At 60.4% G+C, this 23,761-nt stretch carries 26 protein-coding genes; 8 read left to right on the top strand and 18 right to left on the bottom strand.

Annotation, left to right across the window (positions count from 1 at the left end; genetic code table 11):
• Positions 1-41: 41 nt before the first annotated feature.
• The 7 genes from soxB to ACSQ16_RS09415 all read right to left on the bottom strand — a co-directional run bounded on the left by soxB (position 42) and on the right by ACSQ16_RS09415 (position 5,573).
• Complete coding sequence (soxB, locus tag ACSQ16_RS09445; RefSeq protein ID WP_243260810.1) at positions 42-1,742, bottom strand: thiosulfohydrolase SoxB; 1,701 nt, start codon at positions 1,740-1,742, stop codon at positions 42-44.
• 87 nt (positions 1,743-1,829) lie between these two features.
• Positions 1,830-2,678, bottom strand: a complete 849-nt coding sequence (gene soxA / locus ACSQ16_RS09440; protein ID WP_243260811.1) for a sulfur oxidation c-type cytochrome SoxA — start codon at positions 2,676-2,678, stop codon at positions 1,830-1,832.
• Between the two features lie 43 nt (positions 2,679-2,721).
• Positions 2,722-3,051 (bottom strand): thiosulfate oxidation carrier complex protein SoxZ, encoded by a 330-nt coding sequence (gene soxZ / locus ACSQ16_RS09435; protein ID WP_067941571.1) that lies wholly within the window; start codon positions 3,049-3,051, stop codon positions 2,722-2,724.
• A gap of 33 nt (positions 3,052-3,084) precedes the next feature.
• The gene (soxY, locus tag ACSQ16_RS09430) at positions 3,085-3,504 is read right to left on the bottom strand and encodes a thiosulfate oxidation carrier protein SoxY (RefSeq protein WP_243260812.1); all 420 of its coding nucleotides are present in this window, start codon (positions 3,502-3,504) and stop codon (positions 3,085-3,087) included.
• A 114-nt stretch (positions 3,505-3,618) separates the two neighbouring features.
• Positions 3,619-4,092, bottom strand: coding sequence for a sulfur oxidation c-type cytochrome SoxX (gene soxX, locus ACSQ16_RS09425; RefSeq protein WP_208604006.1), 474 nt, complete (start codon positions 4,090-4,092; stop codon positions 3,619-3,621).
• Positions 4,093-4,228: 136 nt separating this feature from the next.
• Positions 4,229-4,813 (bottom strand): thioredoxin family protein, encoded by a 585-nt coding sequence (locus tag ACSQ16_RS09420; RefSeq protein WP_394805075.1) that lies wholly within the window; start codon positions 4,811-4,813, stop codon positions 4,229-4,231.
• A 22-nt stretch (positions 4,814-4,835) separates the two neighbouring features.
• Entirely contained in the window at positions 4,836-5,573 is a 738-nt protein-coding gene (locus ACSQ16_RS09415) for a cytochrome c biogenesis CcdA family protein (RefSeq protein WP_243260813.1), read from the bottom strand.
• A 97-nt stretch (positions 5,574-5,670) separates the two neighbouring features.
• Here ACSQ16_RS09415 and ACSQ16_RS09410 point away from each other — a divergent pair, with 97 nt between their 5' ends.
• Genes ACSQ16_RS09410 through ACSQ16_RS09400 form a run of 3 tightly spaced genes read left to right on the top strand, consistent with a single transcriptional unit; the run spans position 5,671 to position 7,419 of the window.
• A complete protein-coding gene (locus tag ACSQ16_RS09410; protein ID WP_243260814.1) occupies positions 5,671-6,033 on the top strand; it encodes a hypothetical protein in 363 nt (120 codons plus the stop codon).
• Positions 6,030-6,368 carry an ArsR/SmtB family transcription factor gene (locus ACSQ16_RS09405; RefSeq protein WP_243260815.1) on the top strand — a complete coding sequence of 113 codons (339 nt, stop codon included), beginning with the start codon at positions 6,030-6,032 and terminating at the stop codon, positions 6,366-6,368. Before ACSQ16_RS09410 ends, ACSQ16_RS09405 begins: the two co-directional genes overlap by 4 nt.
• Positions 6,361-7,419: a YeeE/YedE family protein gene (locus tag ACSQ16_RS09400; protein ID WP_243260816.1), complete on the top strand. Its 1,059-nt coding sequence runs from the start codon at positions 6,361-6,363 to the stop codon at positions 7,417-7,419. The genes ACSQ16_RS09405 and ACSQ16_RS09400 overlap by 8 nt, the downstream gene beginning before the upstream one ends.
• A gap of 244 nt (positions 7,420-7,663) precedes the next feature.
• Here ACSQ16_RS09400 and ACSQ16_RS09395 read toward each other — a convergent pair whose 3' ends face one another.
• The gene (locus ACSQ16_RS09395) at positions 7,664-8,740 is read right to left on the bottom strand and encodes a zinc ABC transporter substrate-binding protein (RefSeq protein ID WP_435988735.1); all 1,077 of its coding nucleotides are present in this window, start codon (positions 8,738-8,740) and stop codon (positions 7,664-7,666) included.
• Positions 8,741-8,823: 83 nt separating this feature from the next.
• Here ACSQ16_RS09395 and ACSQ16_RS09390 point away from each other — a divergent pair, with 83 nt between their 5' ends.
• From ACSQ16_RS09390 to ACSQ16_RS09380, 3 genes are read left to right on the top strand one after another with little or no spacing between them, the layout of a single operon-like run.
• The gene (locus ACSQ16_RS09390; RefSeq protein ID WP_243260818.1) at positions 8,824-9,303 is read left to right on the top strand and encodes a Fur family transcriptional regulator; all 480 of its coding nucleotides are present in this window, start codon (positions 8,824-8,826) and stop codon (positions 9,301-9,303) included.
• A complete protein-coding gene (locus tag ACSQ16_RS09385; RefSeq protein WP_243260819.1) occupies positions 9,300-10,070 on the top strand; it encodes a metal ABC transporter ATP-binding protein in 771 nt (256 codons plus the stop codon). The genes ACSQ16_RS09390 and ACSQ16_RS09385 overlap by 4 nt, the downstream gene beginning before the upstream one ends.
• Positions 10,063-10,857, top strand: coding sequence for a metal ABC transporter permease (locus ACSQ16_RS09380; RefSeq protein ID WP_093925917.1), 795 nt, complete (start codon positions 10,063-10,065; stop codon positions 10,855-10,857). Before ACSQ16_RS09385 ends, ACSQ16_RS09380 begins: the two co-directional genes overlap by 8 nt.
• Positions 10,858-10,915: 58 nt before the next feature.
• On the opposite strand, the gene ACSQ16_RS09375 is transcribed toward ACSQ16_RS09380, so the two are convergent.
• The 9 genes from ACSQ16_RS09375 to ACSQ16_RS09335 all read right to left on the bottom strand — a co-directional run bounded on the left by ACSQ16_RS09375 (position 10,916) and on the right by ACSQ16_RS09335 (position 20,621).
• On the bottom strand, positions 10,916-11,314 hold the full coding sequence (locus tag ACSQ16_RS09375) for a RidA family protein (RefSeq protein ID WP_243260820.1): 399 nt from the start codon (positions 11,312-11,314) through the stop codon (positions 10,916-10,918).
• 215 nt (positions 11,315-11,529) lie between these two features.
• Positions 11,530-12,717: a kynureninase gene (gene kynU / locus ACSQ16_RS09370; RefSeq protein WP_243260821.1), complete on the bottom strand. Its 1,188-nt coding sequence runs from the start codon at positions 12,715-12,717 to the stop codon at positions 11,530-11,532.
• Entirely contained in the window at positions 12,718-13,545 is an 828-nt protein-coding gene (locus ACSQ16_RS09365) for a tryptophan 2,3-dioxygenase (RefSeq protein WP_243260822.1), read from the bottom strand. It lies immediately after the preceding gene.
• A complete protein-coding gene (locus ACSQ16_RS09360) occupies positions 13,542-15,164 on the bottom strand; it encodes an AMP-binding protein (protein ID WP_243260823.1) in 1,623 nt (540 codons plus the stop codon). The genes ACSQ16_RS09365 and ACSQ16_RS09360 overlap by 4 nt, the downstream gene beginning before the upstream one ends.
• Positions 15,161-16,312: an acyl-CoA dehydrogenase family protein gene (locus tag ACSQ16_RS09355; RefSeq protein WP_243260824.1), complete on the bottom strand. Its 1,152-nt coding sequence runs from the start codon at positions 16,310-16,312 to the stop codon at positions 15,161-15,163. Before ACSQ16_RS09355 ends, ACSQ16_RS09360 begins: the two co-directional genes overlap by 4 nt.
• 41 nt (positions 16,313-16,353) lie before the next feature.
• Positions 16,354-17,154, bottom strand: coding sequence for an enoyl-CoA hydratase family protein (locus ACSQ16_RS09350; RefSeq protein ID WP_174858736.1), 801 nt, complete (start codon positions 17,152-17,154; stop codon positions 16,354-16,356).
• A complete protein-coding gene (locus ACSQ16_RS09345) occupies positions 17,144-17,605 on the bottom strand; it encodes a MarR family winged helix-turn-helix transcriptional regulator (RefSeq protein ID WP_243260825.1) in 462 nt (153 codons plus the stop codon). The genes ACSQ16_RS09350 and ACSQ16_RS09345 overlap by 11 nt, the downstream gene beginning before the upstream one ends.
• A complete protein-coding gene (locus tag ACSQ16_RS09340) occupies positions 17,602-18,333 on the bottom strand; it encodes an SDR family NAD(P)-dependent oxidoreductase (RefSeq protein WP_243260826.1) in 732 nt (243 codons plus the stop codon). The genes ACSQ16_RS09345 and ACSQ16_RS09340 overlap by 4 nt, the downstream gene beginning before the upstream one ends.
• Positions 18,330-20,621: a bifunctional salicylyl-CoA 5-hydroxylase/oxidoreductase gene (locus tag ACSQ16_RS09335; RefSeq protein WP_435988734.1), complete on the bottom strand. Its 2,292-nt coding sequence runs from the start codon at positions 20,619-20,621 to the stop codon at positions 18,330-18,332. Before ACSQ16_RS09335 ends, ACSQ16_RS09340 begins: the two co-directional genes overlap by 4 nt.
• Before the next feature lie 181 nt (positions 20,622-20,802).
• Between ACSQ16_RS09335 and ACSQ16_RS09330 the strand changes: the two genes are divergently transcribed.
• Positions 20,803-21,687 (top strand): 2-dehydro-3-deoxygalactonokinase, encoded by an 885-nt coding sequence (locus tag ACSQ16_RS09330; RefSeq protein ID WP_243260828.1) that lies wholly within the window; start codon positions 20,803-20,805, stop codon positions 21,685-21,687.
• A 13-nt stretch (positions 21,688-21,700) separates the two neighbouring features.
• Here ACSQ16_RS09330 and hpaR read toward each other — a convergent pair whose 3' ends face one another.
• Positions 21,701-22,171 (bottom strand): homoprotocatechuate degradation operon regulator HpaR, encoded by a 471-nt coding sequence (gene hpaR / locus ACSQ16_RS09325; RefSeq protein WP_317406076.1) that lies wholly within the window; start codon positions 22,169-22,171, stop codon positions 21,701-21,703.
• 186 nt (positions 22,172-22,357) lie between these two features.
• On the opposite strand from hpaR, the gene ACSQ16_RS09320 reads away from it, so the two are divergent.
• Positions 22,358-23,761 carry a pyridoxal phosphate-dependent decarboxylase family protein gene (locus tag ACSQ16_RS09320; protein ID WP_243260829.1) on the top strand — a complete coding sequence of 468 codons (1,404 nt, stop codon included), beginning with the start codon at positions 22,358-22,360 and terminating at the stop codon, positions 23,759-23,761.

The following is a 23,761-nucleotide window of genomic DNA, read 5'->3' as shown; positions in this document are numbered from 1 at the left end:
TTGAATTTGTTGGCGCGTGAGAACCCCTATTCTGCTTTTTCTCAGTCTGGTAGAACGATTTCCACCGGCGTGCGGGCCCCATCAGAAACCGTTCCCAATTTGGCTATATGGCTTTCGACCACATCCCAGATCGGCGGACCTTCGGTGCCTTCATTGACCGAGGCCCAACCGGCGACGACATAGCTGCGCGACGGATCAATCGGCTCACCGGAACTGAGCAGGGTCATATCACTGATCCGCTCACCCTGCGGCTTGGCGATGTCCATTTTGAAGCCCATGCCGCCAACGCGGACCATGTCGCCGCCCTGCTGGTAATAGGGGTCGGGGTTGAATAGGTTGTCACCCACATCCTCCAGCACGACCTTCAGGAATTCGCCAGTCATTTCCGTTCGATAGGCATTGGGATAGGTCATCGAGGTGACGTTGAAGATATCCTCGCGGGTGATGTCTTGGCCCGGCAGGATTGACGGCCCCCAACGCACACCGGGGCTCAGCGCGATTTCGGCGTCACGCTCACTCAGCAGCGCGTCGCAAATGAGGTCGTCCCAAGTGCCGTTGAAGTTGCCGCGGCGGTAGAGCAGCGCATCACTCTGCCCCACCACATGGGTCAACTCATCCAGATAAGGCGCGCGCTGCGCGTCGATCAACTTAGCCACCTCTTGATCTGGTGTGATGAGGTCCGAGAAGATCGGGATCAGCTTGTGCCGGATGCCCATCATGTTGCCATCGCGCACGTCCAGATCCACGCGGGAAACGAATTTCCCGTTCGAGCCAGATGCGATGATATGCGTCTGCCCCACCAGCACCGGCTCGGGCAACGCGTCATGGGTATGGCCCGACAGGATCACGTCGATCCCCTTGACGATGCCGGCCATCTTCTTGTCGACGTCGAAACCATTGTGGCTGAGGCAGACGACCAGTTCGGCGCCCTGCGCGCGGACTTCGTCGACCATCTCCTGCATATGCTCGTCGCGGATGCCAAAGGAGTATTCAGGGAACATCCAGCCGGGATTGGCGATGGGCATGTAAGGAAAGGCCTGCCCGATCACGGCGATCTTCACGCCGCCGCGCTCAAAGAATTCGTAGGGCTTGAAGAGTTCCGCAGGCTCATCCCATTCCGCATCAAAGATGTTTTGGCCAAGCGCCGCGAAGGGCAACCCCTGCACGATCTCCTGCACCCGCTCAGACCCCAGCGTGAACTCCCAGTGGAAGGTCATCGCATCGGGCTTCAGCGCGTTCATCACGTTGACCATGTCCTGACCTTGGGTCTTGAGACAGGTCATCGAGCCGTGCCACGTATCCCCGCCGTCCAGAAGCAGCGCATCAGGGCGGTCGGCGCGGATCGCGTCCAGCACGGTGGCCACACGGTCGAGGCCGCCGACCTTGCCGTAAGCCTGCGCATGGGCGACGAAATCGTCATAGGTCAGTGCGTAATCAAGCGGCGTGCCACCGCCGATGCCGTAGCGGATGCGGAAATCCTCGCCGGTGATATGGGGCACCTTGCCACGGTTCTCGCCTACACCGATGTTGACCGAGGGCTCGCGGAAATAGATCGGTTTCAGCTGCGCATGGATGTCGGTCACATGCATCAGGGTGACATTGCCGAACTTCTCGAATTCCAGCAGCGCGTCCTGATCAAAGCGGTCCTGCGCCGCCAGCCGCGCCCAGTTGCCGAAGCCCGAGCCGCCGTAGATGGAGGCCGCAGCCATGGACATTTGCAGAAAATCACGGCGAGACAGCATGTTACGCTCCATCACTTGAAAACAGGGAAAGGCCCCGCCCCCTCGTGAGGGGCGGGATCAGGTCAGGCAAAACGCCCGGATGTTAAATCAGTTACGCACCGAAGGGGCTTCGACCGACAGGCCGTTGCCGCGGCTGGCGACGTAGAGTTCAAGCGCCACGAACTCGGGGCTGCCGGGGCTAAAGGTCTCGGCCCGAGTATCGCGGATGCAGCCCTTAAACCGGGCGTGGCTGCTGTTCAGCTTTGTGTTCTTCAGACGATAGACCGGAAAGCCGTTGATCTGACCTTGGCTCAGATGGTCGGCGCGGATCATGTTGCCGTAGTTGTCCTCATGGCAATTGGCGCAGCTCAGCTCCAATTGGCCGTAGCGGGTGTAGTACATCTCCTTGCCCTGTTCCCAAACGCTCTGGGCCGGGCCGTCGATGGCCACGTTGACCGGCATGCCGCGCGACTGGACCGAGATCAGCGCCTCCATCGCGGTCATGTCGCCGCCGTCGTATTTCCACGGCTCGGCGCCCATCTGGGTCTCGCGGCAGTCGTTGATCTGCATCGCCAACGTGCGAACTTCGCCCGCCTCTTCGTTCCATTTGGGATAGACGGCGCGGACGCCTTCCATCGATTCCACGTCATTGTGACAGGACGCGCAGGACTTGCCCTCGCTGCCCTCTGCCGTGTCCCAAACCGCTTGGGCCTGGTCGACAAAGATCATGCCGGGGTTATCGAAATCGTCCATTTGCGTTTGCTGCGTCTCATCCGAGCGGAAGCGCCAGCCAGACATGATTTCCGGCAAAGCCCCCTCAAGATGCGGAGGCGCATCGGTCTTGGTCACCATCTCGATCTCGCCGTTGACGACAAGCTCGGCCTCCTCATCGGCCATCCCCAGCATGGGGGCGGCCACCAAAAGCGCCGCGACCGCGGTCATTGCCTTGAATTTCATGTCTTTCCTCCCTGTTCCACGCACGGTTCTGGCTGACGCGGGGTCAGCCAACCGTGATGGATTTGACTTCTTCGTAGACCGAACCGTCGTCATCGTACCACGTGAATTTGAAGTCGCCGGCCTCTGGCACGGTGGCGTCAAATTCGAAATAGGGGTTGGTCGACATCGCCGGTTCCATCTTCACGTCGATCACGCTCTCGCCGTTGAACTCAGCGGTGAAGCGGTTGATGATCGAACGCGGGATGACATTGCCGTCGCCGTCTTTGCGCTGGCCCGATTCCATCGGGTGGCTGATCAGGGTCTTGATCGTGATGACCTCACCTGCCTCGGCTTTTTTCGGCACTTTGACGCGAGGGGTTACACCTTCTGCCATTTTGAAAACTCCTAAAAATTGGGGCGCGCGGGCTTAGCCGCCGCAGCCGCCGATTGTGACTTTGATCTCTGCGCTGGTGCGGGCAAAGGTGCCGTCTTCCAGCTTGGCGATGGCGACAACGTCTTGGGTCGTGGCCAAACGAATGCGGGTGGAGGCACTGCGCGAACCGGCCAAGGGGCCAAAGTTAAAGGTGCCCACGGGCGGGGTCGGGTTGCCGGTGGCCAGCACCATGATCGCAGACGCACCGGGCGCTTCGACCGAGACTGGCACAGTGTTGCCGTTTTCCGCGATTTCAGGCGCGGTCAGGGTGACGCCGGTGTCGGCCATATCGGCCCCGCCGGTGAATTCCGCGATCAGCTCGTCAACCGTGGCGGCAGAAGCCCCCACGGGCAGCATGGTAAGCGCCACGGCTCCAAGGCCGAGGCCGAAAGTTTCACGTCTTGAGAAGTTCATCTCTCATCTCCTTATGCGTCAGCGGCGCTCTGCGCCGTTATTCCATTGCCGCGGTGCGCTGACCGCGATGATCTGTCGAGCCGTCCGCCGCCCCTAGGCCGCGAAGCCTCGGCGTTACTCTTTCAACGTGACCAAGAAAGCCACGATATCTTCGATCTGCTGAGCATCCAACAGAGGCGGCAGCGGCTCAGACCCGGCCTTGCCGGTGAACCCGTCGCCGGGGCGGATATATCCGCTTGTCTTGTAGTAGGAGGGCATCATCGAGCCTTCGAAGGTCATTTTGCTGTTGGCGACGATGCCGCGCAGCTCTGCCTCTGACCAGCGGTCGCCCGCCCCGTCGAGCATCGGGCCGATCTCCCCTTGAAAGGGCACATCGCTCAGCGCATCCAACTGGTGACAGGCCACGCAGTTGCCAGCCTTCTTGTTGCCAACGATGGCGGCACCATTGGCAGCATCCCCCGGCGTGCCGGTCAGCGATTGTTCAACCGAACCGTAATCATCATAGGTCACGTCGGCAGGTGCCACGGTTTCAGCGGCGGCCAGAACAGGCGCGCCCGACACAATTGCGGCGGCGATCCATCTCATCATCGAAAACTTCCTCCCAGTGCCGATCACGGTGATGTGTGATCCGGTTTACCTGACCCTAAGACAGGGATGCGGCGCGGCGCAACAACAAATTCAAACTTTTGAATAGCTTTACATCCGCGCTGCTGTTTTTCACGGGTTAATCCGTGCGGCCGTTGTTGCGCTCTTGGATCATCCGCGCGTGGTAGCGCTGGAAATCCTCCTCGCTTTCAAGCGCATAACGTTCTTCATTAACCCAGGTCAGCATATCCAGCGTCGTGCCCTTGCCAAAGGCACCCGGCATCACCGCCACCGCCGCCTGCGGCGCGGTCGCGTCTTCGGCCACCTCTTGGGGCAAGAACATCAGCGTTGGGGTAAAGAGAATCCCCCATTTCCGCGCCATCTGCTTTTCCGAGAGGGTCTCACCATCGAAATCAGTCACTTCGATGTCCCCGTGCAGGTTGAGCTGCACGACGAAGTAATTCTCTTCGATATAATTGGTGATTTCGGGGGCGGGATAGACCTCCTCGTGCATCTTGGTGCAGTAAATGCAGCCCCGTTGTTCAAACATCAGCATCAGGCGCTTATCTTCGGCGTTGGTCTCCTCCAAATCCTCGCGCAGGTCTTTGAAGGTGTCGCGCATCCACGGCGTCTTGTGCAGACCGTCGTCGCCCAGTTCCGCGGCGGCCAATGGCCATGCCAGCAGCATTGCAGCGGCTGCGGCCCCTATCCTTGCGATCATCATATCGGCGTCCTCCTTGTTGCGGTTACCCTAACGTCGTGAAGCTGGGGAACCAACGGATCATTGCATCCGCGATTAACTGCACCCCGCCTGTCACGATCAGCACGGCAAAGAGGATCAGCATGACCCCCATCGCCTTTTCCACCTTTTGGACCAGCGCCATATGCCGCGCCGCCCAGTTGAGAAACGGCTTTGCAAACAGCGCCGCGACCACGAAGGGCGCGGTCATCCCCGCGCCATAGGCCGCCAACAGCAGCCCACCCCGCGTGATGTCGCCCATGCCCGAGGCAATCATCAAAATCGCCGCCAGTGCCGGGCCCACACAGGGCGTCCAGCCAAAGCCAAAGGCCAGCCCCATCACATAAGCGCCCCAGATCGACGTGGGCTTGCCGCCCCCCTCCAACCGCGCTTCGCGGTAGAGCAGCGGCACTTTGATGACGCCCAGAAAATGCAGACCAAAGACCAACAGGATCGCCGCCGCCACCCAGCTCAGCGGTTCAAGGTATTGGGTAAACACCTGCCCCAAGGCCGTGGCCCCCATGCCCAGCAGCACAAAGATCGTCGTCACCCCAAGCGCAAAGAGCACCGATGACAGCACCAGCCGCCGCTGCGCCCCTGGCGCAATCGCGCCGTCGCCGCGCAATTCGGTCACGCTGAGCCCTGCCATATAGCTCAGATAGAACGGCACCATCGGCAGAATACAGGGGGTAAAGAAGCTGAGCAGCCCCGCCAGCAGCGCGCCTGCATAGGTGATGTCGAACATGTTACCTCCTGACCGCGCCGACACATGTCGCCGCGCTTGAATAATTCACATATTCAAATTACGTTGAGTGTTGTCCAAACGTCAATCAGGCAAGCCAATGATCCGCACAGTGACCGCCCTGAGCCTCGCGGCCCTAACCGCCCTGCCCGCCTTGGCGGTGGAACTGGTCATGGTCGAACAGCCCGGTTGCATCTATTGCGAACGCTGGGACAAAGAGATCGCCCCCGCCTACCCCAAAACCGACGAGGGCGAATTTGCCCCGCTGCGCCGCGTCGATATCTCGGCGGTCGAGGATAGCGTCACCCCCCAGCGCGCGGTGGTATTTACGCCAACCTTCCTGCTGGTTGAAGATGACACCGAACTGGGCCGTCTCGAAGGCTACCCCGGCGCGGAATTTTTCTGGCCCATGCTGAATATGCTATTACGCGACAAGACCGATTTCGAGGAACCGACCGAATGACAGCCCTGCCCGTGATTACCCCCGACATGTCCGAAGAGGACATGGACCGGATGCTGACCAACGCCGTGACCGCGTCGAATTTTCTCAAGGCGATCAGCCATGAGGGGAGGTTGATGATCCTGTGTCATCTTGTTTCGGGTGAAAAGTCGGTGAGCGAGTTGGAAGCCCTGCTCTCGACCCGGCAAGCCGCCGTATCGCAACAACTCTCGCGGCTCAGGCTCGAAGGGCTGGTGACCCCCCGTCGCGATGGCAAAACAATCTACTACCGGCTTGCCGATGACCGCCCGCGCAAAATGCTGGAGCTGGTCTACGAATTGTTCTGCAAGGATGATTGAGCTTCTGGGCCAGCCGCTGACCGCCGCCCTCTTGGGTGGATTGGGCGGCGTATTGCTGGGCCTTGCCGCACGATTGGGGCGGTTCTGCACTTTAGGCGCGATCGAAGACCTGCTCTATGGCGGCTCCAGCCACCGGATGCGGATGTGGGGCTTGGCGATCGGTGTAGCGATGCTGGGCAGTTTTACCCTTGGCGGGTTTGGCTTCATCAACATCGACCGCGCCTTTCATCTGACAATCGCCTTCTCATGGGCGCCTGCGATCTTTGGCGGGCTGATCTTCGGCTATGGCATGGCGCTGGCGGGCACCTGCGGCTTTGGCGCTTTGGCGCGGCTTGGCGGGGGTGATCTGCGCGCTTTTGTCATCGTGGTGGTCATGGGGCTGGCAGCCTTTGCCGTGCTCTCTGGCCCTCTCGCCCCGGCGCGTGTGCTCCTCTTCCCCCGGCAACTGAACGTAGGTCCGCCCGATGGCATCGCCCATGCGCTTTCCGCACTCGCAGGCGGATCGGTGGCCATGATCGGTGTGGCTGTGGGCATGGTGATCTGTGCCCTTATGCTGAGCGCCCGCAGCTTTTGCTGCGATTTTCGAATGGTTTTCTGGAGCGTGGTCGCCGGTCTCGCCATCGTTTCAGGCTGGGCGGGCACGGCGTGGCTGGCACAGACCGGCTTTGGCACACAGACGCTCATGTCTCACAGCTACGCCGCCCCGGTGGGAGAGACCCTGCTCTACGCCATGCAGGGCTCTGTCCGCCCGCTGAGCTTTGGCATCGGCTCTGTCTCGGGCGTCTGGGTCGGCGCTTTCCTCGGCTCTCTCTGGCAGGGGCATTTCCGTTGGGAAGCTTGCGAAGACCCGCGCGAGCTGCGCCGCCAGATACTCGGCGCAGGGCTTATGGGCGCTGGTGCGGTAATCGCTATGGGCTGCACCATCGGGCAAGGCATCTCTGCCATATCGGTCTTGGCTTTCAGCGGCCCTGTGACCTTGGCGTCGATTTTTGCCGGGGCCGCGATTGGACTGCGCCAACTAATTGTCGGATTTCGCCGCAGCCCGGTCTAGCGCGTCATAAAACCGTGACAGTTATGGTGCAAAGAAACGCCAGTAGAGTTTCCAAAGGGCGCGCAGAACAGGGCGAAGACGGTGCACCCTACGGTAGCTTTGAATAGCAACAGGGCAGCGGAAAGACCGCGGACTGATCGAAATTCTATAAAATTGATTTTAGCATGTAAGATGTGGTGCAGCTTCCCCAGCTGCACCACTTTTCTTTAAAAACGCCCGGTTCCTCAACCAAGCGCCCCTTTGGTCAATCCGAAAGGCAAGCAGCCATATCTTCAGCCATACCGCGGAGCAGATCCGCATAGAGGGAGGCCCCCGGTTCAAGATCGGCACCCAGCGGGTCAAGCGTACCGGCCCCGGTGTCCTGTCCTTCTGCCACGGCTGCAATTAGGCCGGGATTGAACTGCGGCTCAGCAAAGACGCATTTGACGCCATTGTCAGCCACCAAGGCCCGCAACTCCGAGACGCGCGCCGCGCCCGGAGCACGGGCGTCATTCTCGCTGATGGCCCCAAGCGCTTCGATGTCAAAACGTGCTTCGAAATAATGGTAGGCATCATGGAAGACGATGAAGGGGCGGTCCCTGACCGGCGCGAGGGTTTCAGAGATTTCCTCTTCTAGTGTGGCGAGCTCTGCCTGTGCTGCCTCGGCGTTCTCGCGGTACTGGGCGGCGTTGTCAGGGTCCAGCTCGGCCAAGCTCTCCGCGATCTGACCCAACCACAACTGGCCGTTGCGCGGATCAAGCCAGACATGGGGATCATCGCCACTATGGGCGTGACCGTGTCCGTGGTTATCATGGGGTTCGTGGTCATCATGATCTTTTTCACCGTGGTCATGCCCCTCATGGTCATCATGACCCTCATCGTCGTGGTCATGCCCCTCATGGTCATCATGCCCCTCATCGCCATGGTCGTGCACCTCGTGGTCATCATGCCCCTCATCGCCGTGCGCACTATGGTCATGCGCCTCGAATGTTGCGCCCTCACGGAAAGGCAACACGCGGGTGCCGGGTTGCTCCATCAATGCAAGATGGCTCGCACTTCCTGCCAGCGAATTCAGTGGATCGGCCAACCAAGGGGTCAGCAAGGGGCCAACCCAAACGACCAGATCAGCCCCGCTCAGCGCGCGGGCCTCCGAAGGGCGCATCGCATAGCCATGGGGCGAGCTACGCTGCGGGACGATGAGGTCTGGCGTCCCAACACCCTTCATCACCTGAGACACCAGCGCATGAACTGGTGCGATATCCGTGGCGACGGCAGGCACATCGGCCCAAAGCGGCGTCGAGACCGACGCAAGAACGGCAGCGGGGAGCGAGAAACGATACATGGCAGACCTTCAAAATGTTATAGTATCACCTTGCTAGCATCCTTGTTATAACATATCAATGCACAAATGAATTGAGGTCCCCCATGAGCGCCATCGAATTCCGCGATCACGACCACGCCGCCTGTATGCGCAGCACCATGCAGGCCGCCGAAGCACAATGCGCCGCGCGCGGGCTGCGGCTGACGCCCGTTCGCCGTCGTGCATTGGAAATTTTGCTGTCAGAGCACCGCGCTTTGGGCGCCTATGACCTCTTGGCCCATCTCTCGGCCGAAGGCTTGGGCGCGCAGCCCCCTGTGGCCTACCGCGCGCTGGATTTTTTGGTCAAAGCCGGGCTGGCCCATAAGATCGAAGCGCTTAATGCCTATGTCGGCTGCGTGCATCCGGGCGAAGACCATGCGCCCGCTTTCCTGATCTGCCGCAGTTGCCGGTCGGTGGCAGAGGCCGAAACCTCACCCACGAAAAGCCGCCTAGGCGATGCCGCCCGCGCCGCAGGCTTCCGCATCGAGCGCAGCGTGGTCGAGGCCGAAGGCCTTTGCCCCGCCTGTCAGGGGACCGGTGCATGAGCCTGATTGAGACCCGTGGCCTGACCCTGCGCCACGACAGACAAGTCGCCCTGCGCGATGTGAACTTCAACATCGAACCAGGGGAGATTGTCACCATCGTCGGCCCCAACGGCTCAGGCAAGTCCAGCCTGCTGCGTGCGCTGATCGGCGCGTTGAAACCGGCGGCGGGCAAGATCACCCGCAAACCGGGGCTGCGCATCGGATATGTGCCGCAAAAATTGCAGATCGACGCGACCCTACCACTCACCGTGCGCCGTTTCGTCAACCTGCCGCGCCGCCAAACGCCCGAAGCGATCCGCGATGCCCTTACCACCGCCGGCGTGCCGGAATTGGCCGAGCGGCAGATGGTCGACCTCTCTGGCGGGCAGTTCCAGCGCGTGTTGCTGGCCCGTGCGCTGCTGGAAAAACCTGACCTGCTGATCCTTGATGAGGCGACCCAAGGGTTGGATCAACCCGGATCTGCCGCCTTTTACCGCCAAATCGAAGCGGTGCGCCAAGATTTGGGCTGTGCCGTGCTGATGGTCAGCCATGATCTACACGTCGTGATGGCCGCCAGCGACCGGGTGCTGTGCCTCAACGGTCATGTCTGCTGCGAAGGCACGCCAGAAACCGTGGCGGACGCACCAGAATACCGCGCGCTATTCGGCAGTGGCACCCAAGGGGCGCTGGCGCTCTACCGTCACGATCACGACCATCATCACCACCATCACAATCACCACCACGGCGACGCTTGTGATGGACAGCACGAAGAGACCGAGAATGCTTGACGATTTTATTGTGCGCGCAGCACTTGCCGGGCTTGGCGTCGCACTGGCCGCCGCGCCGTTGGGCTGTTTCGTGATCTGGCGGCGCATGGCTTATTTCGGCGATGCCACAAGCCACGCGGCCCTTCTGGGCGTCGCTTTGGCGCTGGCAACCGATCTGCCGATCACCGCAGGGGTGCTTTTGGTGGCGCTGGTGATGGCGCTGGTGATCAGCACGCTGTCGGGCCGGAATGTCAGTGCCGATGCCCTACTAGGCGTGATGGCCCATTCCGCCCTGGCGCTTGGATTGGTGGCCGTGTCGCTGCTGCCGGGGCAGCGGGTTGATCTTTCGTCTTACCTCTTTGGTGAAATTCTTGCCGTCACGCGCTTTGACCTCGCCGTGATCTGGGGCGGTGCCGTGGCCGTGGCGCTGCTGTTGGCATGGCGTTGGTCTGCACTGCTGGCGGCAACGTTGAACCCCGACCTTGCGCAAGCGGCAGGTGGCAACCCCAAGCGCGAGCAGTTAATCCTAACGCTTGCGTTGGCGATCATGGTGGCTGTGGCGATCAAGGTCGTGGGTGCGCTGCTGATCGCCGCCATGCTGATTATCCCCGCCGCCACCGCACGCCCCTTCGCCCGCACGCCCGAAACCATGGCGATCTGGGCGATGGGACTGGGCGCTTTGGCAGCCTTCGGCGGGCTGATGGCGTCACTGGAATTCGACACGCCAACCGGCCCCAGCATCGTCAGCATCGCGGCGGCACTTTTTGCGCTGTCTTCGGCTCTGGCCCCACTGCTGCGGCGAGCCTAAGTCCCTGCCCGCCCGGCCCTGCAAGGGCCGCGCGGTATGTCTTAGCGGTGCGGCGTGCTTAGCGCTTGATTACCGCGTCGGCTTCGATCTCAAGCTTGGCCTCGTCTTCGACCAATCCTGCAACCACCACCATTGCCATGGCGGGGAAATGTTTCCCCATCACTTCACGGTAGGCGCGGCCCACGTCCTTTTGCGCGGCAAGATATTCTTTCTTATCTGTCACATACCATGTCAGGCGCATGATATCTTCGGGCGTGCCACCCGCCGCTTCGACCACATCACGGATGTTTTGCAGCGCTTGTTTCATCTGACCGATAAAGTCATGGCATTCGAATTTCTGCTCTGCGGTCCAACCGATCTGACCACCGACAAAAAGATGGCCATCGGCGCTGAGCATACCGTTTGCATAGCCCTTGGCGGGCGCCCAACCTTCGGGGTGGATAACTTGATGCGACATGTCGTGTTCCTTTTTATTAACAGTCACACGCCGAGAAACTGATCGGCGATTTGAGAATTGAGCGCAGGCATTGGGCCAGTCTAGGCCGAGTGGCCACGTTCGAGAATAACGGCGTGATCCGCCACCCGGCGCAGATCGGCGAAGGAGTTAACTACCGCCAACTGCGCCCGCCCAAAGGGCACGCGGGCGAGACGGCCAGCAAAGAACAGTCCCTATCAGGTCACCCGCGCGCGGGTCTTGTATTTTTCGTTGTCCCAGAGGCGGTTCTCCATCACATCGCGGATGATCGCGACCGCTTTGGAGACGTCCTCGGCATCGATATAGAGCGGCGTGAAGCCGAAACGCATGATGTCGGGCGCGCGGAAATCACCAATCACGCCGCGGTCGATCACCGCCTGCATCGCGGCATAGCCTTCCTCAAATCGGAACGACACCTGACTGCCCCGCTCAGCGCTGTTGCGCGGGCTGGCAAGGGTCAGTTGCGGCACGTCACGCTCGATCTCTTCGATGAACTGCTCCTGCAATGCAATGGAGGCGGCGCGCAGCTCTTGCATGTCTACGTCCGTCCAAAGCCCCATCGCCACTTCCAGCGCGGTCAATTGGATCACCGGCGGCGTGCCGACGCGCATCCGCTCAATGCCCTGCCCCGGTTTGTACTCCAGATCAAAGGCAAAGGGCTGGCGGTGCCCCAGCCACCCGGCAAGCGCAGGCTGTACTTCGTCCGCCAGATCGGGGCGCACATAGATGAACCCCGGCGCGCCCGGTCCGCCGTTCAGGTATTTATAGGTGCAGCCCACGGCAAATTCGCAGTTGCTGCCCGCCAGATCGACCGGCAGCGCACCTGCCGAATGTGCCAGATCCCAGATCATCACCGCGCCACTGGCATGGGCCAGCTCGGTCATGGCCTTCATGTCGTGTTTACGACCCGTGCGGTAATCGACCTCCGTCAGCATCACGGCAGCGATGTCTTCGTTGATGGCGTCTTTCACCTCTTCGGGGGCGACGCTGCGCAGCTCATAGCCCTGTTCCAACAGCCCGACCAAGCCTTCAGCCATATATAGATCCGAGGGGAAGTTGCCGGTATCCGACAAGATCACCTTGCGACCGGGGCGCAGTTTGACCGCCGAAGCCAACGCCTGAAACACCTTGATCGACAGCGTGTCGCCCATCACCACCGACCCTTCCGGCGCGCCGACGATGCCCGCGACCATATTACCAACCCGCGTAGGCTGTTCCATCCATCCGGCTTGATTCCAGCCGCGGATCAGCCTGTCACCCCATTCGTCGGTGATCATCTCCTGCACCCGCGCGGCGGCGGCCTTGGGCAGCGGCCCCAGAGAGTTGCCGTCGAGGTAGATCACGCCCTCGGGCAGGATAAACTGATCTTTTTTCAAAACAGACACTTACAGTGCTCCTCTCACATGCCAAAGCTCGGGGAAAAGCTCCACTTCGAGCATTTTACGCAGATAGGTCACGCCCGACGTGCCCCCGGTGCCGCGTTTGAAACCAATGATGCGTTCCACGGTGGTCACGTGGTTGAACCGCCAGCGGCGGAAGTAGTCCTCAAGATCGACGAGCTTTTCCGCCAATTCATAAAGTTCCCAATGGGTTGTCGGGTCTTCATAAACCTGTTTCCAAAGCGCCTGAACCTCAGCTTTGGCCTCCCAAGCCTTTGGTTCCGGTCCGCCTGCCAATGACGGCTCGCCCATCCGCTCACAAAGCAGATCAATCGCCACTTGATAAAGACTTGGCTGCTCCATCTCTGCCACCAGTGCCGCATGGGGTTCGGGCGTGTGTTCATGCAGTTTGGTCAACGCCGCGATGCGGTTGCCTAGAAGATACTCAATCAAACGGTACTGGTAAGACTGAAACCCCGACGACGCCCCCAGATACGGGCGGAACTGAGTATATTCGCTGGGCGTCATGGTGCGCAGCACGTCCCACGCGGAGTTAAGCTGTTCAAAGATCCGCGCCACGCGGGTCAACATCTTGAAACTTTGACGCAACTCCCCCGCTTGAAGCGATTTGCGGCAGGCGGTCAACTCATGGATCGCCAGCTTCATCCACAGTTCCGAGGTTTGGTGCTGAATGATAAACAACAGTCCATCGTGCGCCATATCCAGCGGGTTTTCCGTCGTCAGGATTTGGTCCAGCCCAAGGTAATCCCCATAGGATTTATCCTTGGCAAAACTCATCTTCGCGCCCTTGGAGGCTTCGTCAAACGTGCTCATTTACCCTCTCTCAGCGCGAAACGCTGGATCTTTCCGGTTGCGGTTTTCGGCAACTCTTTGATGAAACGAATATCGCGCGGGTACTTATAAGGCGCAATGGTCGCTTTAACATGGTCCTGCAGTATCTTGATTGTATTGATATCTTCCGGCGTTCCATCAACCACAACCACATGCGCTTGCACGATAGAACCGCGCGCTTCGTCAAGGGCCGCGACCACGCCGCATTCGCTCACCAATGGGTGACTAAGCAATGCTGCCTCAACCTCTGGCCCGGCAATGTTGTAACCCGAACTGATAATCATATCGTCGTTACGGGCGGCAAAGTGCAGATAACCGTCCTCATCCATGGTGAAACTGTCGCCAGTGATGTTCCAGCCATCCTTGACGTAATCGGCCTGACGCGCATCGCCTAAATAGCGGCAGCCGATAGGGCCGCGCACGGCCAGCCGCCCCACCTCGCCGCGCGGCACCTCAGCACCGTCCGCGTCGATCACCCGTGCCTCATAGCCCGTGACAGGCTTGCCCGTGCAGGCCGCGCGATGGTCGTCGAAACGGTTGGAAATGAAGATATGCAACATCTCTGTCGCGCCGATCCCGTCGAGCATGGGTTTGCCGGTTTTCTCTTTCCACTCATGATAAACAGGCGCAGGGAGTGTTTCCCCGGCAGACACGGCGGCACGCAGGCTACTGAGGTCCGCGCCCTCTTCCATCGCTTGCAACATCGCGCGGTAAGCCGTGGGGGCGGTAAAACACACGGTCGCTTTATATTTCTCAATGATCTCAATCATATTGGGCGGGCTGGCGGTTTCCAGCAACGTTGCCGCGGCCCCGAAGCGCAGCGGAAAAACCGCAAGCCCGCCAAGCCCGAAGGTAAAGGCCAAGGGGGGCGAACCGACGAAAACATCCTCAGGCGTGACTCCCAGAACCTCGCGCGCATAGCCGTCCGCGATAATTAAAAGGTCTCGGTGAAAATGCATTGTTGCTTTGGGGTTACCAGTCGTTCCTGATGTAAATCCCAGAAGCGCCACATCGTCTTGTGCGGTGTCGGCGGCCTCAAACTGAACCGGCTTTTCGAGCGCCAAACGGTCAAGTTCTGCATCATGGTTGCTGGTGCCGTCAAAGCCCAGCACCGTCTTGAGGAATTTCGACGACTTCGCGCATGTCATCATCTCATCCATCAGCCTTGTATCGCAAAGCGCGTGGCTGATTTCAGCCTTGTCGACAATCGCCGCAAGCTCTCCTGCGCGCAGCATCGGCATGGTATTCACCACCACCGCGCCCGCCTTGGTCGCGGCAAGCCAGCAGGCCACCATCGCCGGGTTGTTGGCCGAGCGGATCAGCACCCGATTGCCGGGTTTAACGCCAAGATCATCCACCATGGCGCGGGCCAGACGGTTGGTCCAATCGGCGAGTTCTTTGTAGGTGCGCCGCCGCCCATTGCCGATCAGCGCCGTATGATCCCCAAAACCTTTTTCCACCATAGTATCAGTAAGTTCTACGCCTACATTCAGGCGATCGGGATAGGTAAACTGATCTAGATTGAGGTCGGGCCATTGATCGAACGGCGGTAGGTTCTCACGGGCGAATGTGTCTTCATGTCCACTCGGGTGCAGCTTCATGTCATGGCTCCCAACGTTTGGCGTGCAATGACGACACGTTGCACGTCAGATGCGCCTTCGTAAATCCGCAAGGCCCTGATTTCGCGGTAAAGTCGCTCGACCGCCTCGCCATTACGCACACCATCCCCGCCATGCAGTTGCACCGCCGTGTCGATGACCTTTTGGGCCTGATCGGTAGCAAACAGTTTGGCCATCGCCGCCTCGCGGGTCACGCGCGGCGCGCCGCTGTCTTTGGTCCACGCGGCGCGGTAAACCAGCAAGGCCGCTGCATCCACATCCAACGCCATATCGGCGATATGGCCTTGAACCAACTGCAACTCACTCAATGCTGCGCCCTGCACTTGGCGGGAGGTCACCCGCAAAAGCGCTTCGTCCAAGGCGCGGCGGGCAAAGCCCAAAGCGGCAGCAGCCACGGTTGATCGGAAGACATCAAGCACAGACATCGCAATGGCAAATCCACGCCCCGCCTCGCCCAGAAGCGCCGACCCGGGCAGTTTCACCCCATCGAAATGCAGTGTGGCCAGCGGGTGCGGTGCCATAACCTCAAGCCGTTCCTCGACCTTTAGGCCGGGCGTGTCGGCGGGTACGATAAAGGCCGAAAGCCCCTTTGCGCCCGGTGCCTCGCCGGTGCGGGCAAAGACGGTATAGACGTCAGCGATACCACCGTTGGAAATCCACGTCTTACGCCCGTCGAGCACATAGCCGTTGCCATCTGCCTTGGCGGTCATGGTGGAATTGGCCACGTCCGACCCGGATTGCGGCTCGGTCAGCGCAAAGGCCGAGATCGCCTGACCCGAACGCGTCTTAGGTAGCCACTCGGCCTTTTGTTCATCACTCCCAAAAAGCGAGATCGCGCCGGTGCCAAGCCCCTGCATCGCAAAGGAAAAATCCGCCAGCCCGTCGTGCCGCGCCAGCGTTTCGCGGATCAGGCAGAGGGTGCGAACATCAAGCACCTCATCGCCTTCGGCCCCGCTGTGGCGCAGCCAGCCATCTCGGCCCATCATTCCGACCAAATCACGGCAGGCCCCGTCGGTATCGGCGTGATCCACGTTCTTCAATTCTTGTCCGGCCCATTCATCAAGCGCCAGCGCCAACTCTTTGTGGCGCAGCTCAAAAAAGGGCCAGTCGAGAAAAGTTCTATCAGCCATCTTTAGGCCTCCCCGCGTGTTTATCTTTTGGCTTTTGTTACTCAGTCCCCTTCAAAGACCGGGCGTTCCTTGGCGACGAAAGCGTTATAGGCGCGCTCAAAGTCGCCGGTCTGCATGCAGATCGCCTGCGCTTGTGCTTCGGCCTCAATCGCCTGTTCGATAGACATGGCCCATTCCTGCGCCAGCATCGTTTTCGTCATCATATGTGCAAAATTTGGCCCTGCTTGGATTTTCTGCGCCAGCTTCAGCGCCTCATCTTCCAGCGTTTCGCCTGTGACCAGACGGTTGTAGAAACCCCAGCGTTCGCCTTCCTCGGCCGACATGGCGCGCCCCGTATAAAGCAGTTCCGCCGCGCGGGTCTGTCCAATGATACGCGGCAAGATCGCACAAGCGCCCATATCGCACCCGGCAAGGCCGACGCGGGTGAACAGAAATGCCGTCTTGGCTTCTGCCGTGGCCAAACGGAGGTCAGACGCCATGGCAATGATTGCCCCTGCGCCCACACAGACACCATCGACCGCCGCGATGACCGGCTTGCCGCAATTTACAATCGCTTTGACCAGATCGCCGGTCATGCGGGTGAATCGGAGCAGTTCCTTCATGTTCATTCGCGTCAAAGGGCCAATGATATCATGCACATCGCCGCCGGAGCTAAAGTTTCCGCCGTTGGAGCCAAAGATCACCACGTCGACATCATCGGCATAGACGAGGTCGCGGAACCAGTCGCGCAGTTCGGCATAGCTGTCGAAGGTCAACGGGTTCTTACGGTCGGGCCGGTCCAGCCGCACGGTGGCGATCCGGTCTTTGATCTCACATTGAAAGTGCTTCACGTCACTGCGCATTGGCGTTTTCCTTTTCTTCCGTTTGGGCGGCGAAAGCCTGCAAGCGGGCCGCCATCGCGCGGGCTTCCTCGGGGGAGACGCCGCGTAGTTTTTCGTTGATCCAATCTTCATGGGCCTGCGCTTGAAGCGCAAATTCGGCGGCCCCTTGGGGCGTTAGACGCAACATCATCGCACGGCGGTCGCCGGGTACGGGGATGCGTTGCACCAGCCCCTCTTCGCTAAGCCGGTCGGCGATGCCCGTGACATTACCGTTGGACACCCGCAGCACGCCCGAAAGTTGGCTCATCTTCAGCCCTTCCGGATGCCGCGACAGGGCCGACATCACATCGAAACGCGGCAGCGTGGTGTTATGCTCGCGGCGCAGCGTGTCGCGCAATTCCTGCTCAAGGCCACGCACGACCTTTAACAGCCGCAGCCAAAGCCGCACGCGATCCTTGGCCGCATTGCTCACACTTCGCCCCCCGACAAAGACAGCGCGTGCCCGTTGACCGAAGCAGCACCGTCCGACAGCAGATAGAGCGCAGCCGCCGTGACCTCATCGGTGGTGACAAAACGGTTCTGCGGGCTAGCGCGTTTCAAAATGGCGCGGGCCTCGTCTGCCGTCTTTCCTGTGCTTTTGGTGATATTCTCCACCGAGCGCTCCAACAGCGGCGTGTCGATGAAACCGGGGCAAATGGCGTTCACCGTGATGCCCGTGCGCGCGACCTCTAACGCCAGCGCGCGGGTCAAGCCCACGACACCATGTTTCGCCGCGACATAGCCCGCAACGTAAGGATAGCCCTTGAGCCCGGCGGTAGAAGCCACAGCGATAAGCCTACCCCGCTTGGCCTCTTTCATCTCGGCCAGTGCTGCCTGCCAGACGTTGAAGACGCCCGTTACATTAACGGCCAGCATATCGGCCATGTCCTGCGCGGTGATCTTGTCGAAAGGGGCGGAATGGGCTGCGCCTGCATTGGCGACGACTCCGGTGATGGGGCCATTTTCAGTACGGGCGGCGGCAAAGGCGTGGGCCACGGCTTGTGGGTCTGTCACATCACAGACCTGAAACGGCAGCCCTTGTTCGCGCAAAGGTGCTTCTCGGCGGCCCATGATGGTAACTTTTGCGCCGCTGTCGGCGACAGCGCGGGCAATCTTTGCCCCAACGCCTGACCCGCCGCCGGTGATAATCACATGGCTCATACTTTCTCCATCTCTGCGGCGCGGTCTGCCAGACGCCATGCTTGATCTCGGCCGGGGCCATAGGGCAGCGGCCAATCAGCGTGGCGGTCGCCAATCGCGGCGGCGGCATGGAGCGCCCAATAGGGATCGGCCAGATGCGGGCGGGCAAGGCAGACCAGATCGGCGCGGCCCGCCATCAGAATCGAGTTCACGTGGTCGGCCTCATAGATATTGCCCACGGCCATGGTCTTGATGCCCCCGTCGTTGCGGATGCGGTCGCTGAACGGGGTCTGGAACATGCGGCCATAGACCGGCTTGGCCTGTTTCGAGGTCTGGCCTGCCGAGACGTCGATGATATCGGCCCCTGCGTCACTGAACATACGGGCGATTTCTACGGCTTCTTCGGGGCTTACCCCGTCTTCTTCGACCCAATCGGTGGCCGAAATGCGCACTGCCATCGGCTTCTCTTCGGGCCATGCATCGCGCATCGCTTTGAACACTTCCAGCGGATAACGCATGCGGTTTTCCAGGCTGCCGCCGTATTCATCGTCGCGCTGGTTCGACAGCGGCGAGATGAAGGACGAGATCAGATAGCCATGCGCCGCATGCAGCTCGATCATGTCGAAGTTGGCGCGATGGGCCATGCGCGTGGCATCGACAAACTCATCGCGGATCGTATCCATATCGGCGCGGCTGGCGGCTTTGGGCATGGCATTGCCCTCGGACCACGGGATTGCCGAAGCCGAGATGATATCCCAGTTGCCGGCTTTCAGCGGCGCGTCCATCTCTTCCCACCCAACTTGCGTCGAGCCTTTGCGCCCCGAGTGGCCAATCTGGCAACAGATCTTGGCATCCGTTTCGGCATGTACGAAATCGGTCAGACGCTGCCACGCGGCTTCATGTTCGGGCGCGTAAAGCCCCGGACAGCCCGGCGTGATGCGCCCCTGCGGCGAGACGCAGGTCATCTCGGTATAGACCAGCCCGGCACCACCCTTGGCGCGTTCGGCGTAGTGGATCAGGTGCCAATCTGTCGGGCAGCCATCGACGGCCTTGTACTGCGCCATCGGTGAGACGACGATGCGGTTTTCCAGCTTCATGTCACGCAGTTGGAACGGCGCGAACATCGGCGCACGCACCGGGCCGTTGCTATCCGCCCCCGCCTGTTCGAGGAACCATCTCTCGGCCCCCTCAAGCCACTTGGGGTCACGCTCGCGCAGGTTCTCGTGGCTGATGCGCTGGCTGCGGGTCAACATGGAGTAGTTCAATTGCACCGGGTCGAGGTCGAGGTAGCGCTCAACATCCTCAAACCATTCAACCGAGTTGCGCGCAGCCGATTGCAGACGCAGCACTTCGAGACGCCGCGCCTCTTCATACTTCTCAAATGCCGTGCTTAGGTTTTTGTCATCGCTCACATGTTTCGCCAGTGAGATCGCCGATTCCAGCGCCAGCTTGGTGCCCGACCCGATCGAGAAATGCGCCGTGGCCGAAGCATCGCCCAGAAGCACAACATTTTCGTGGCTCCACTTTTCGCAAAGCACGCGAGGGAACTTGATCCAAGCCGAGCCGCGGATGTGGCTGGCGTTGGTCATCAGCTTGTGACCGTCAAGGTGATCCTTGAAGATCTCCTCACAGATCGCGATGGTCTCTTCTTGGGTCTTTTCGCCGAAACCGTAGGCGTCAAAGGTTTCTTGGCTGCATTCCACGATGAAAGTCGCGGTGTCTTTGTCGAATTGATAGGCGTGGACCCAGATCCAGCCTTTGTCGGTCTTCTCGAAGATAAAGGTGAAGGCGTTGTCAAACTTCTGGTGCGTGCCAAGCCAAACAAAGGGGCAGCGCCGCACATCGATGTCGGGCTGGAACGTCTCTTCGAATTCCATCCGCGTTTTGGAATTCAGACCATCGCTGGCGACCACCAGATCATAGTCGCCCATATATTCTGATGCTGCTTTGACTTCGCTTTCAAATTGAAGGTTAACACCCAATTCCCGCGCCCGCTCTTGCAGGATCAGCAGCAGACGCTTGCGGCCAATGCCGCAGAACCCGTGGCCGGTGCTGTGGATCACATGGCCTTTGTGATGCAGGGCGATGTCGTCCCAATAGGCGAAATGGCTGCGGATTTCGCGTGCCGAAACGGGATCGTTGACCTCAAGATTATCAAGCGTTTCATCTGACAGCACGACGCCCCAACCGAACGTATCATCGGCGCGGTTACGTTCCATCACTGTCACATCTGCGTCGGGCTGGCGCAGCTTTAGCGAAATCGCAAAGTAAAGCCCCGCAGGACCGCCGCCAAGACAGATTGCACGCATCGAAATTCCCCTTTGGTTCGGTTTGGAAGGAGCCTAGGCCGAGTCGCTTTTTCGTTCAAGGATAAATATTTTATGCTTAAAGTAAAATTACTGGATTACGGTTTACGGTCCGGCCTGCACATTGCACCCGCCTCCGGCAGGCCCTATGCGGTATGGGCAATTCACTCAGAGGGGCAGCGCGATGACAAACGTAGCAGCAGCAGAATGGTTGGCGGCAGATTGCCAAGACGGCAGCCTTACGGTTTGGGTGATGCAGGGCAGTTCGGTGCTAGAAAGTGCTACGGCAAACATCGACGCACCCTGCGTGACGGACAGCATTGAGGCGTTCGACGCCGCGCTCAAATCCCTCATCGCACCATGGCAGCTTCCCCGCCTGCCCGTCTTCATCGCCGGATTGCCCGCCGGAGGGTGGTCCAATGCTGCGCCACGCCCGGTGCCCTGCGATGCGACCGCCCCTACCACCACGCCCCGCACGACCGAGAACTTCGCACTTCAGGTCATCCCGCCCCTGCGCCAGCACGCGCCAAGCGGTTTGCTTCAAGGGGCCGAAACGCGGATCGCGGGGTTTCTCAGCCTTAACAAAGATTGGGATGGGGTCATCTGCCTGCCGGGCATGACATCGGTTTGGGCGCAAGTCAGTGCGGGCGAGATCGTCAGCTTTCAGACCTTCCTCACCGGTGAGTTGGCCGGCCGTCTGGGAGAGGCAGCCCCCGCCAATGACACGGCGCTGGACGATACGGCCTTTGACGAAGCCCTGAGCGACGGGTTATCGCGCCCTGAACGGTTGGCCGCGCGGCTTTCGTCTATTCGCGCTGACATTACGTTGGGAGAGATCCCCCCTCCCACGGCACAGGCGCGTTTGGCTGGCACCTTGATTGGTGCGGAACTGGCAGCGGCACGGCCCTATTGGCTGGGGCAAACTTTGGCGGTGATCGGCGCAGGCACCGAGGCGCGGTTGTATCTACGGGCCTTGTCACAACAGGGTGCACCCGCGACTGAGGCGGATGGCAACCGGATGGCGTTGGCAGGGATCTGCGCGGTACGGCGGGCGGCAAACAGGGGCTAAGCGCCCTTCACCGTTAGTCTTTCTTTTGCCCGTCGGTCTTTTTCTGCATATCCAGATTAACGAGGTCTTCGAGCATATCCAGCAGGTCTTCCATCCGCTGTTTGCCGAAACGGGCCTCGAAATCGGAAAATAGCGCCGCGGCGTCGCCTGCATGGTCTTGCAAAATCTGTTGCCCCTGATCGGTGATCGTCACGATGGATTTACGCCCATCATCTGGATCACTGGCACGGCTCAGCAGCCCCTCTTCCTCCATCGCGCGCAACATGCGTGTCAGGCTAGGCAGCAGCAGACAGGCCTGCTGCGCGAGCGCTGTTTGCTCCATTGGGCCGGATTCCTCAACGACACGCAGCACCCGGAATTTCTGTTCCGAGATGCCGCTTTCGTTCAGAATTTCCCGGATCGGGCCCATCACCCTTTCGCGCGCGCGCAACAGCGCTATCGGCAGGGAGCGGGCCGTGCGGCGCAGGGGGGGCATAGTGGCCATTCTTGACGGTTTCCTGATCGCTACTTACCAAGTCAAACACCGCCCCTAAGGGCGTGACGATCACCATAACCGCTGCGGCGACATTCTTGAAGGGGTGATGCGGAGCGGAACAATAGTGAGACAATACAACAACAAGGGGCGGAAAATGCGCATTAGGACCAAGATCAAAAGCCACGGGAGCCGCGGATGAACTGGGAAGATTTCCGTCACTGGGGCCGCCGCGCGGCTGATTGGGCCGCAGATTATCACGCGGGCCTGCGCAGCCAGCCGGTGCGCGCGCAGGTCGCCCCCGGCGCGGTGCTCTCTGCTCTGCCCGACACGCCGCCCGAGGGGGCCGAGGCGATGCAGGCGATCTTTGACGATTTCGAGCAAACCATCATGCCCGGCATGACCCATTGGCAACATCCTCGATTCTTTGCCTATTTTCCCGCCAACGCCGCCCCCGTCTCGGTTTTGGCAGAGTATTTCGTCTCTGCCATCGCAGCGCAATGCATGCTGTGGCAGACCTCTCCGGCGGCGACAGAGCTAGAGACCCGCGTTTGCGACTGGATGCGCCAGGCGATCGGCCTGCCGGATGGTTTTACGGGTGTGATCCAAGACAGCGCCAGTTCCGCCACGCTTTGTGCCGTACTGACCATGCGCGAACGGGCACTGGACTGGCAGGGCAACAAAGCGGGGCTTTCTGGGCAGCCGCGCTTGCGGGTCTATTGCTCGGCAGAGGTGCACACGTCGGTCGACCGGGCCATTTGGATTGCGGGCTTGGGCGAAGAGAACCTTGTGCGCATCCCCACCCACGGCCCGACACGCGCGATGGACGCGAATGCGCTGCGCAACGCCATCGTAGCTGACCGCGCTGCGGGGCATTTGCCTGCGGGGATTATCGCCTGCACCGGCGGCACCAGCGCGGGTGCCAGCGATGACATCGCTGCTGTGATGGATGTGGCCGAAGCCGAGGGGCTTTACACCCATGTTGATGCCGCCTGGGCCGGGTCTGCGATGATCTGCCCTGAGTTTCGCGCCCTGTGGGCCGGGGTGGAACGTGCCGATTCCGTTGTGATGAACCCGCATAAATGGCTGGGCGCGCAGTTTGATTGCACGACCCACTTCCTGCGCAATCCCGACGATCTTGTCCGTACGCTGGCGATCCAACCTGAATATCTTAAAACCCACGGCGCAGATGGGATCGTGAATTATTCCGAATGGTCAGTCCCACTGGGCCGTCGCTTCCGGGCGCTAAAACTGTGGTTTCTGATCCGGGCCCATGGGTTGGAAGGCCTGCGTGAAATGATCCGCAACCATGTGACATGGGCGCAAGATCTGGCGAAACGGCTGGAACAAGCAGACGGGTTTGAGATCGTGACCCAGCCAATGCTGTCGCTATTCACCTTCCGTCATCTTGCGACCGCAGACCTTGATGCGCATAACCAAGACCTGCTCAATCGCATCAACGATGACGGCCGCATCTACCTGACTCAGACCCGTATCGACGGGGCATTGGTGATCCGCTTTCAGGCAGGCGCCTTCACCGCCACGGCCGAGGATGTGGCGATGGCCTATGAGGTGATCACCGAATTGGCAGGCGCGGGCTGA

This window comes from Sulfitobacter sp. SH24 (assembly GCF_965641895.1).
In the GTDB taxonomy this organism is placed as follows: domain Bacteria; phylum Pseudomonadota; class Alphaproteobacteria; order Rhodobacterales; family Rhodobacteraceae; genus Sulfitobacter; species Sulfitobacter dubius.
The sequence above is the reverse complement of the archived record's forward strand: the minus strand, read 5'-3'. Positions and strand labels throughout refer to the sequence as shown.

Bases quoted from the DNA above. Each gene is read 5' to 3' on its own strand.
- ACSQ16_RS09360 (WP_243260823.1), bottom strand. From the start codon at position 15,164: ATGAAGCTGCACCCGAGTGGACATGAAGACACATTCGCCCGTGAGAAC.
- ACSQ16_RS09355 (WP_243260824.1), bottom strand. From the start codon at position 16,312: ATGGCTGATAGAACTTTTCTCGACTGGCCCTTTTTTGAGCTGCGCCAC.
- soxA (WP_243260811.1), bottom strand. From the start codon at position 2,678: ATGAAATTCAAGGCAATGACCGCGGTCGCGGCGCTTTTGGTGGCCGCC.
- ACSQ16_RS09390 (WP_243260818.1), top strand. From the start codon at position 8,824: ATGAGCGCCATCGAATTCCGCGATCACGACCACGCCGCCTGTATGCGC.
- ACSQ16_RS09350 (WP_174858736.1), bottom strand. From the start codon at position 17,154: ATGCGCAGTGACGTGAAGCACTTTCAATGTGAGATCAAAGACCGGATC.
- ACSQ16_RS09375 (WP_243260820.1), bottom strand. From the start codon at position 11,314: ATGTCGCATCAAGTTATCCACCCCGAAGGTTGGGCGCCCGCCAAGGGC.
- ACSQ16_RS09335 (WP_435988734.1), bottom strand. From the start codon at position 20,621: ATGCGTGCAATCTGTCTTGGCGGCGGTCCTGCGGGGCTTTACTTTGCG.
- soxX (WP_208604006.1), bottom strand. From the start codon at position 4,092: ATGATGAGATGGATCGCCGCCGCAATTGTGTCGGGCGCGCCTGTTCTG.
- ACSQ16_RS09415 (WP_243260813.1), bottom strand. From the start codon at position 5,573: ATGTTCGACATCACCTATGCAGGCGCGCTGCTGGCGGGGCTGCTCAGC.
- ACSQ16_RS09330 (WP_243260828.1), top strand. From the start codon at position 20,803: ATGACAAACGTAGCAGCAGCAGAATGGTTGGCGGCAGATTGCCAAGAC.
- ACSQ16_RS09385 (WP_243260819.1), top strand. From the start codon at position 9,300: ATGAGCCTGATTGAGACCCGTGGCCTGACCCTGCGCCACGACAGACAA.
- soxB (WP_243260810.1), bottom strand. From the start codon at position 1,742: ATGCTGTCTCGCCGTGATTTTCTGCAAATGTCCATGGCTGCGGCCTCC.
- ACSQ16_RS09400 (WP_243260816.1), top strand. From the start codon at position 6,361: ATGATTGAGCTTCTGGGCCAGCCGCTGACCGCCGCCCTCTTGGGTGGA.
- ACSQ16_RS09405 (WP_243260815.1), top strand. From the start codon at position 6,030: ATGACAGCCCTGCCCGTGATTACCCCCGACATGTCCGAAGAGGACATG.
- ACSQ16_RS09320 (WP_243260829.1), top strand. From the start codon at position 22,358: ATGAACTGGGAAGATTTCCGTCACTGGGGCCGCCGCGCGGCTGATTGG.
- ACSQ16_RS09340 (WP_243260826.1), bottom strand. From the start codon at position 18,333: ATGAGCCATGTGATTATCACCGGCGGCGGGTCAGGCGTTGGGGCAAAG.
- ACSQ16_RS09380 (WP_093925917.1), top strand. From the start codon at position 10,063: ATGCTTGACGATTTTATTGTGCGCGCAGCACTTGCCGGGCTTGGCGTC.
- ACSQ16_RS09365 (WP_243260822.1), bottom strand. From the start codon at position 13,545: ATGAGCACGTTTGACGAAGCCTCCAAGGGCGCGAAGATGAGTTTTGCC.
- ACSQ16_RS09395 (WP_435988735.1), bottom strand. From the start codon at position 8,740: ATGTATCGTTTCTCGCTCCCCGCTGCCGTTCTTGCGTCGGTCTCGACG.
- ACSQ16_RS09420 (WP_394805075.1), bottom strand. From the start codon at position 4,813: ATGATGATCGCAAGGATAGGGGCCGCAGCCGCTGCAATGCTGCTGGCA.
- soxZ (WP_067941571.1), bottom strand. From the start codon at position 3,051: ATGGCAGAAGGTGTAACCCCTCGCGTCAAAGTGCCGAAAAAAGCCGAG.
- ACSQ16_RS09410 (WP_243260814.1), top strand. From the start codon at position 5,671: ATGATCCGCACAGTGACCGCCCTGAGCCTCGCGGCCCTAACCGCCCTG.
- hpaR (WP_317406076.1), bottom strand. From the start codon at position 22,171: ATGGCCACTATGCCCCCCCTGCGCCGCACGGCCCGCTCCCTGCCGATA.
- soxY (WP_243260812.1), bottom strand. From the start codon at position 3,504: ATGAACTTCTCAAGACGTGAAACTTTCGGCCTCGGCCTTGGAGCCGTG.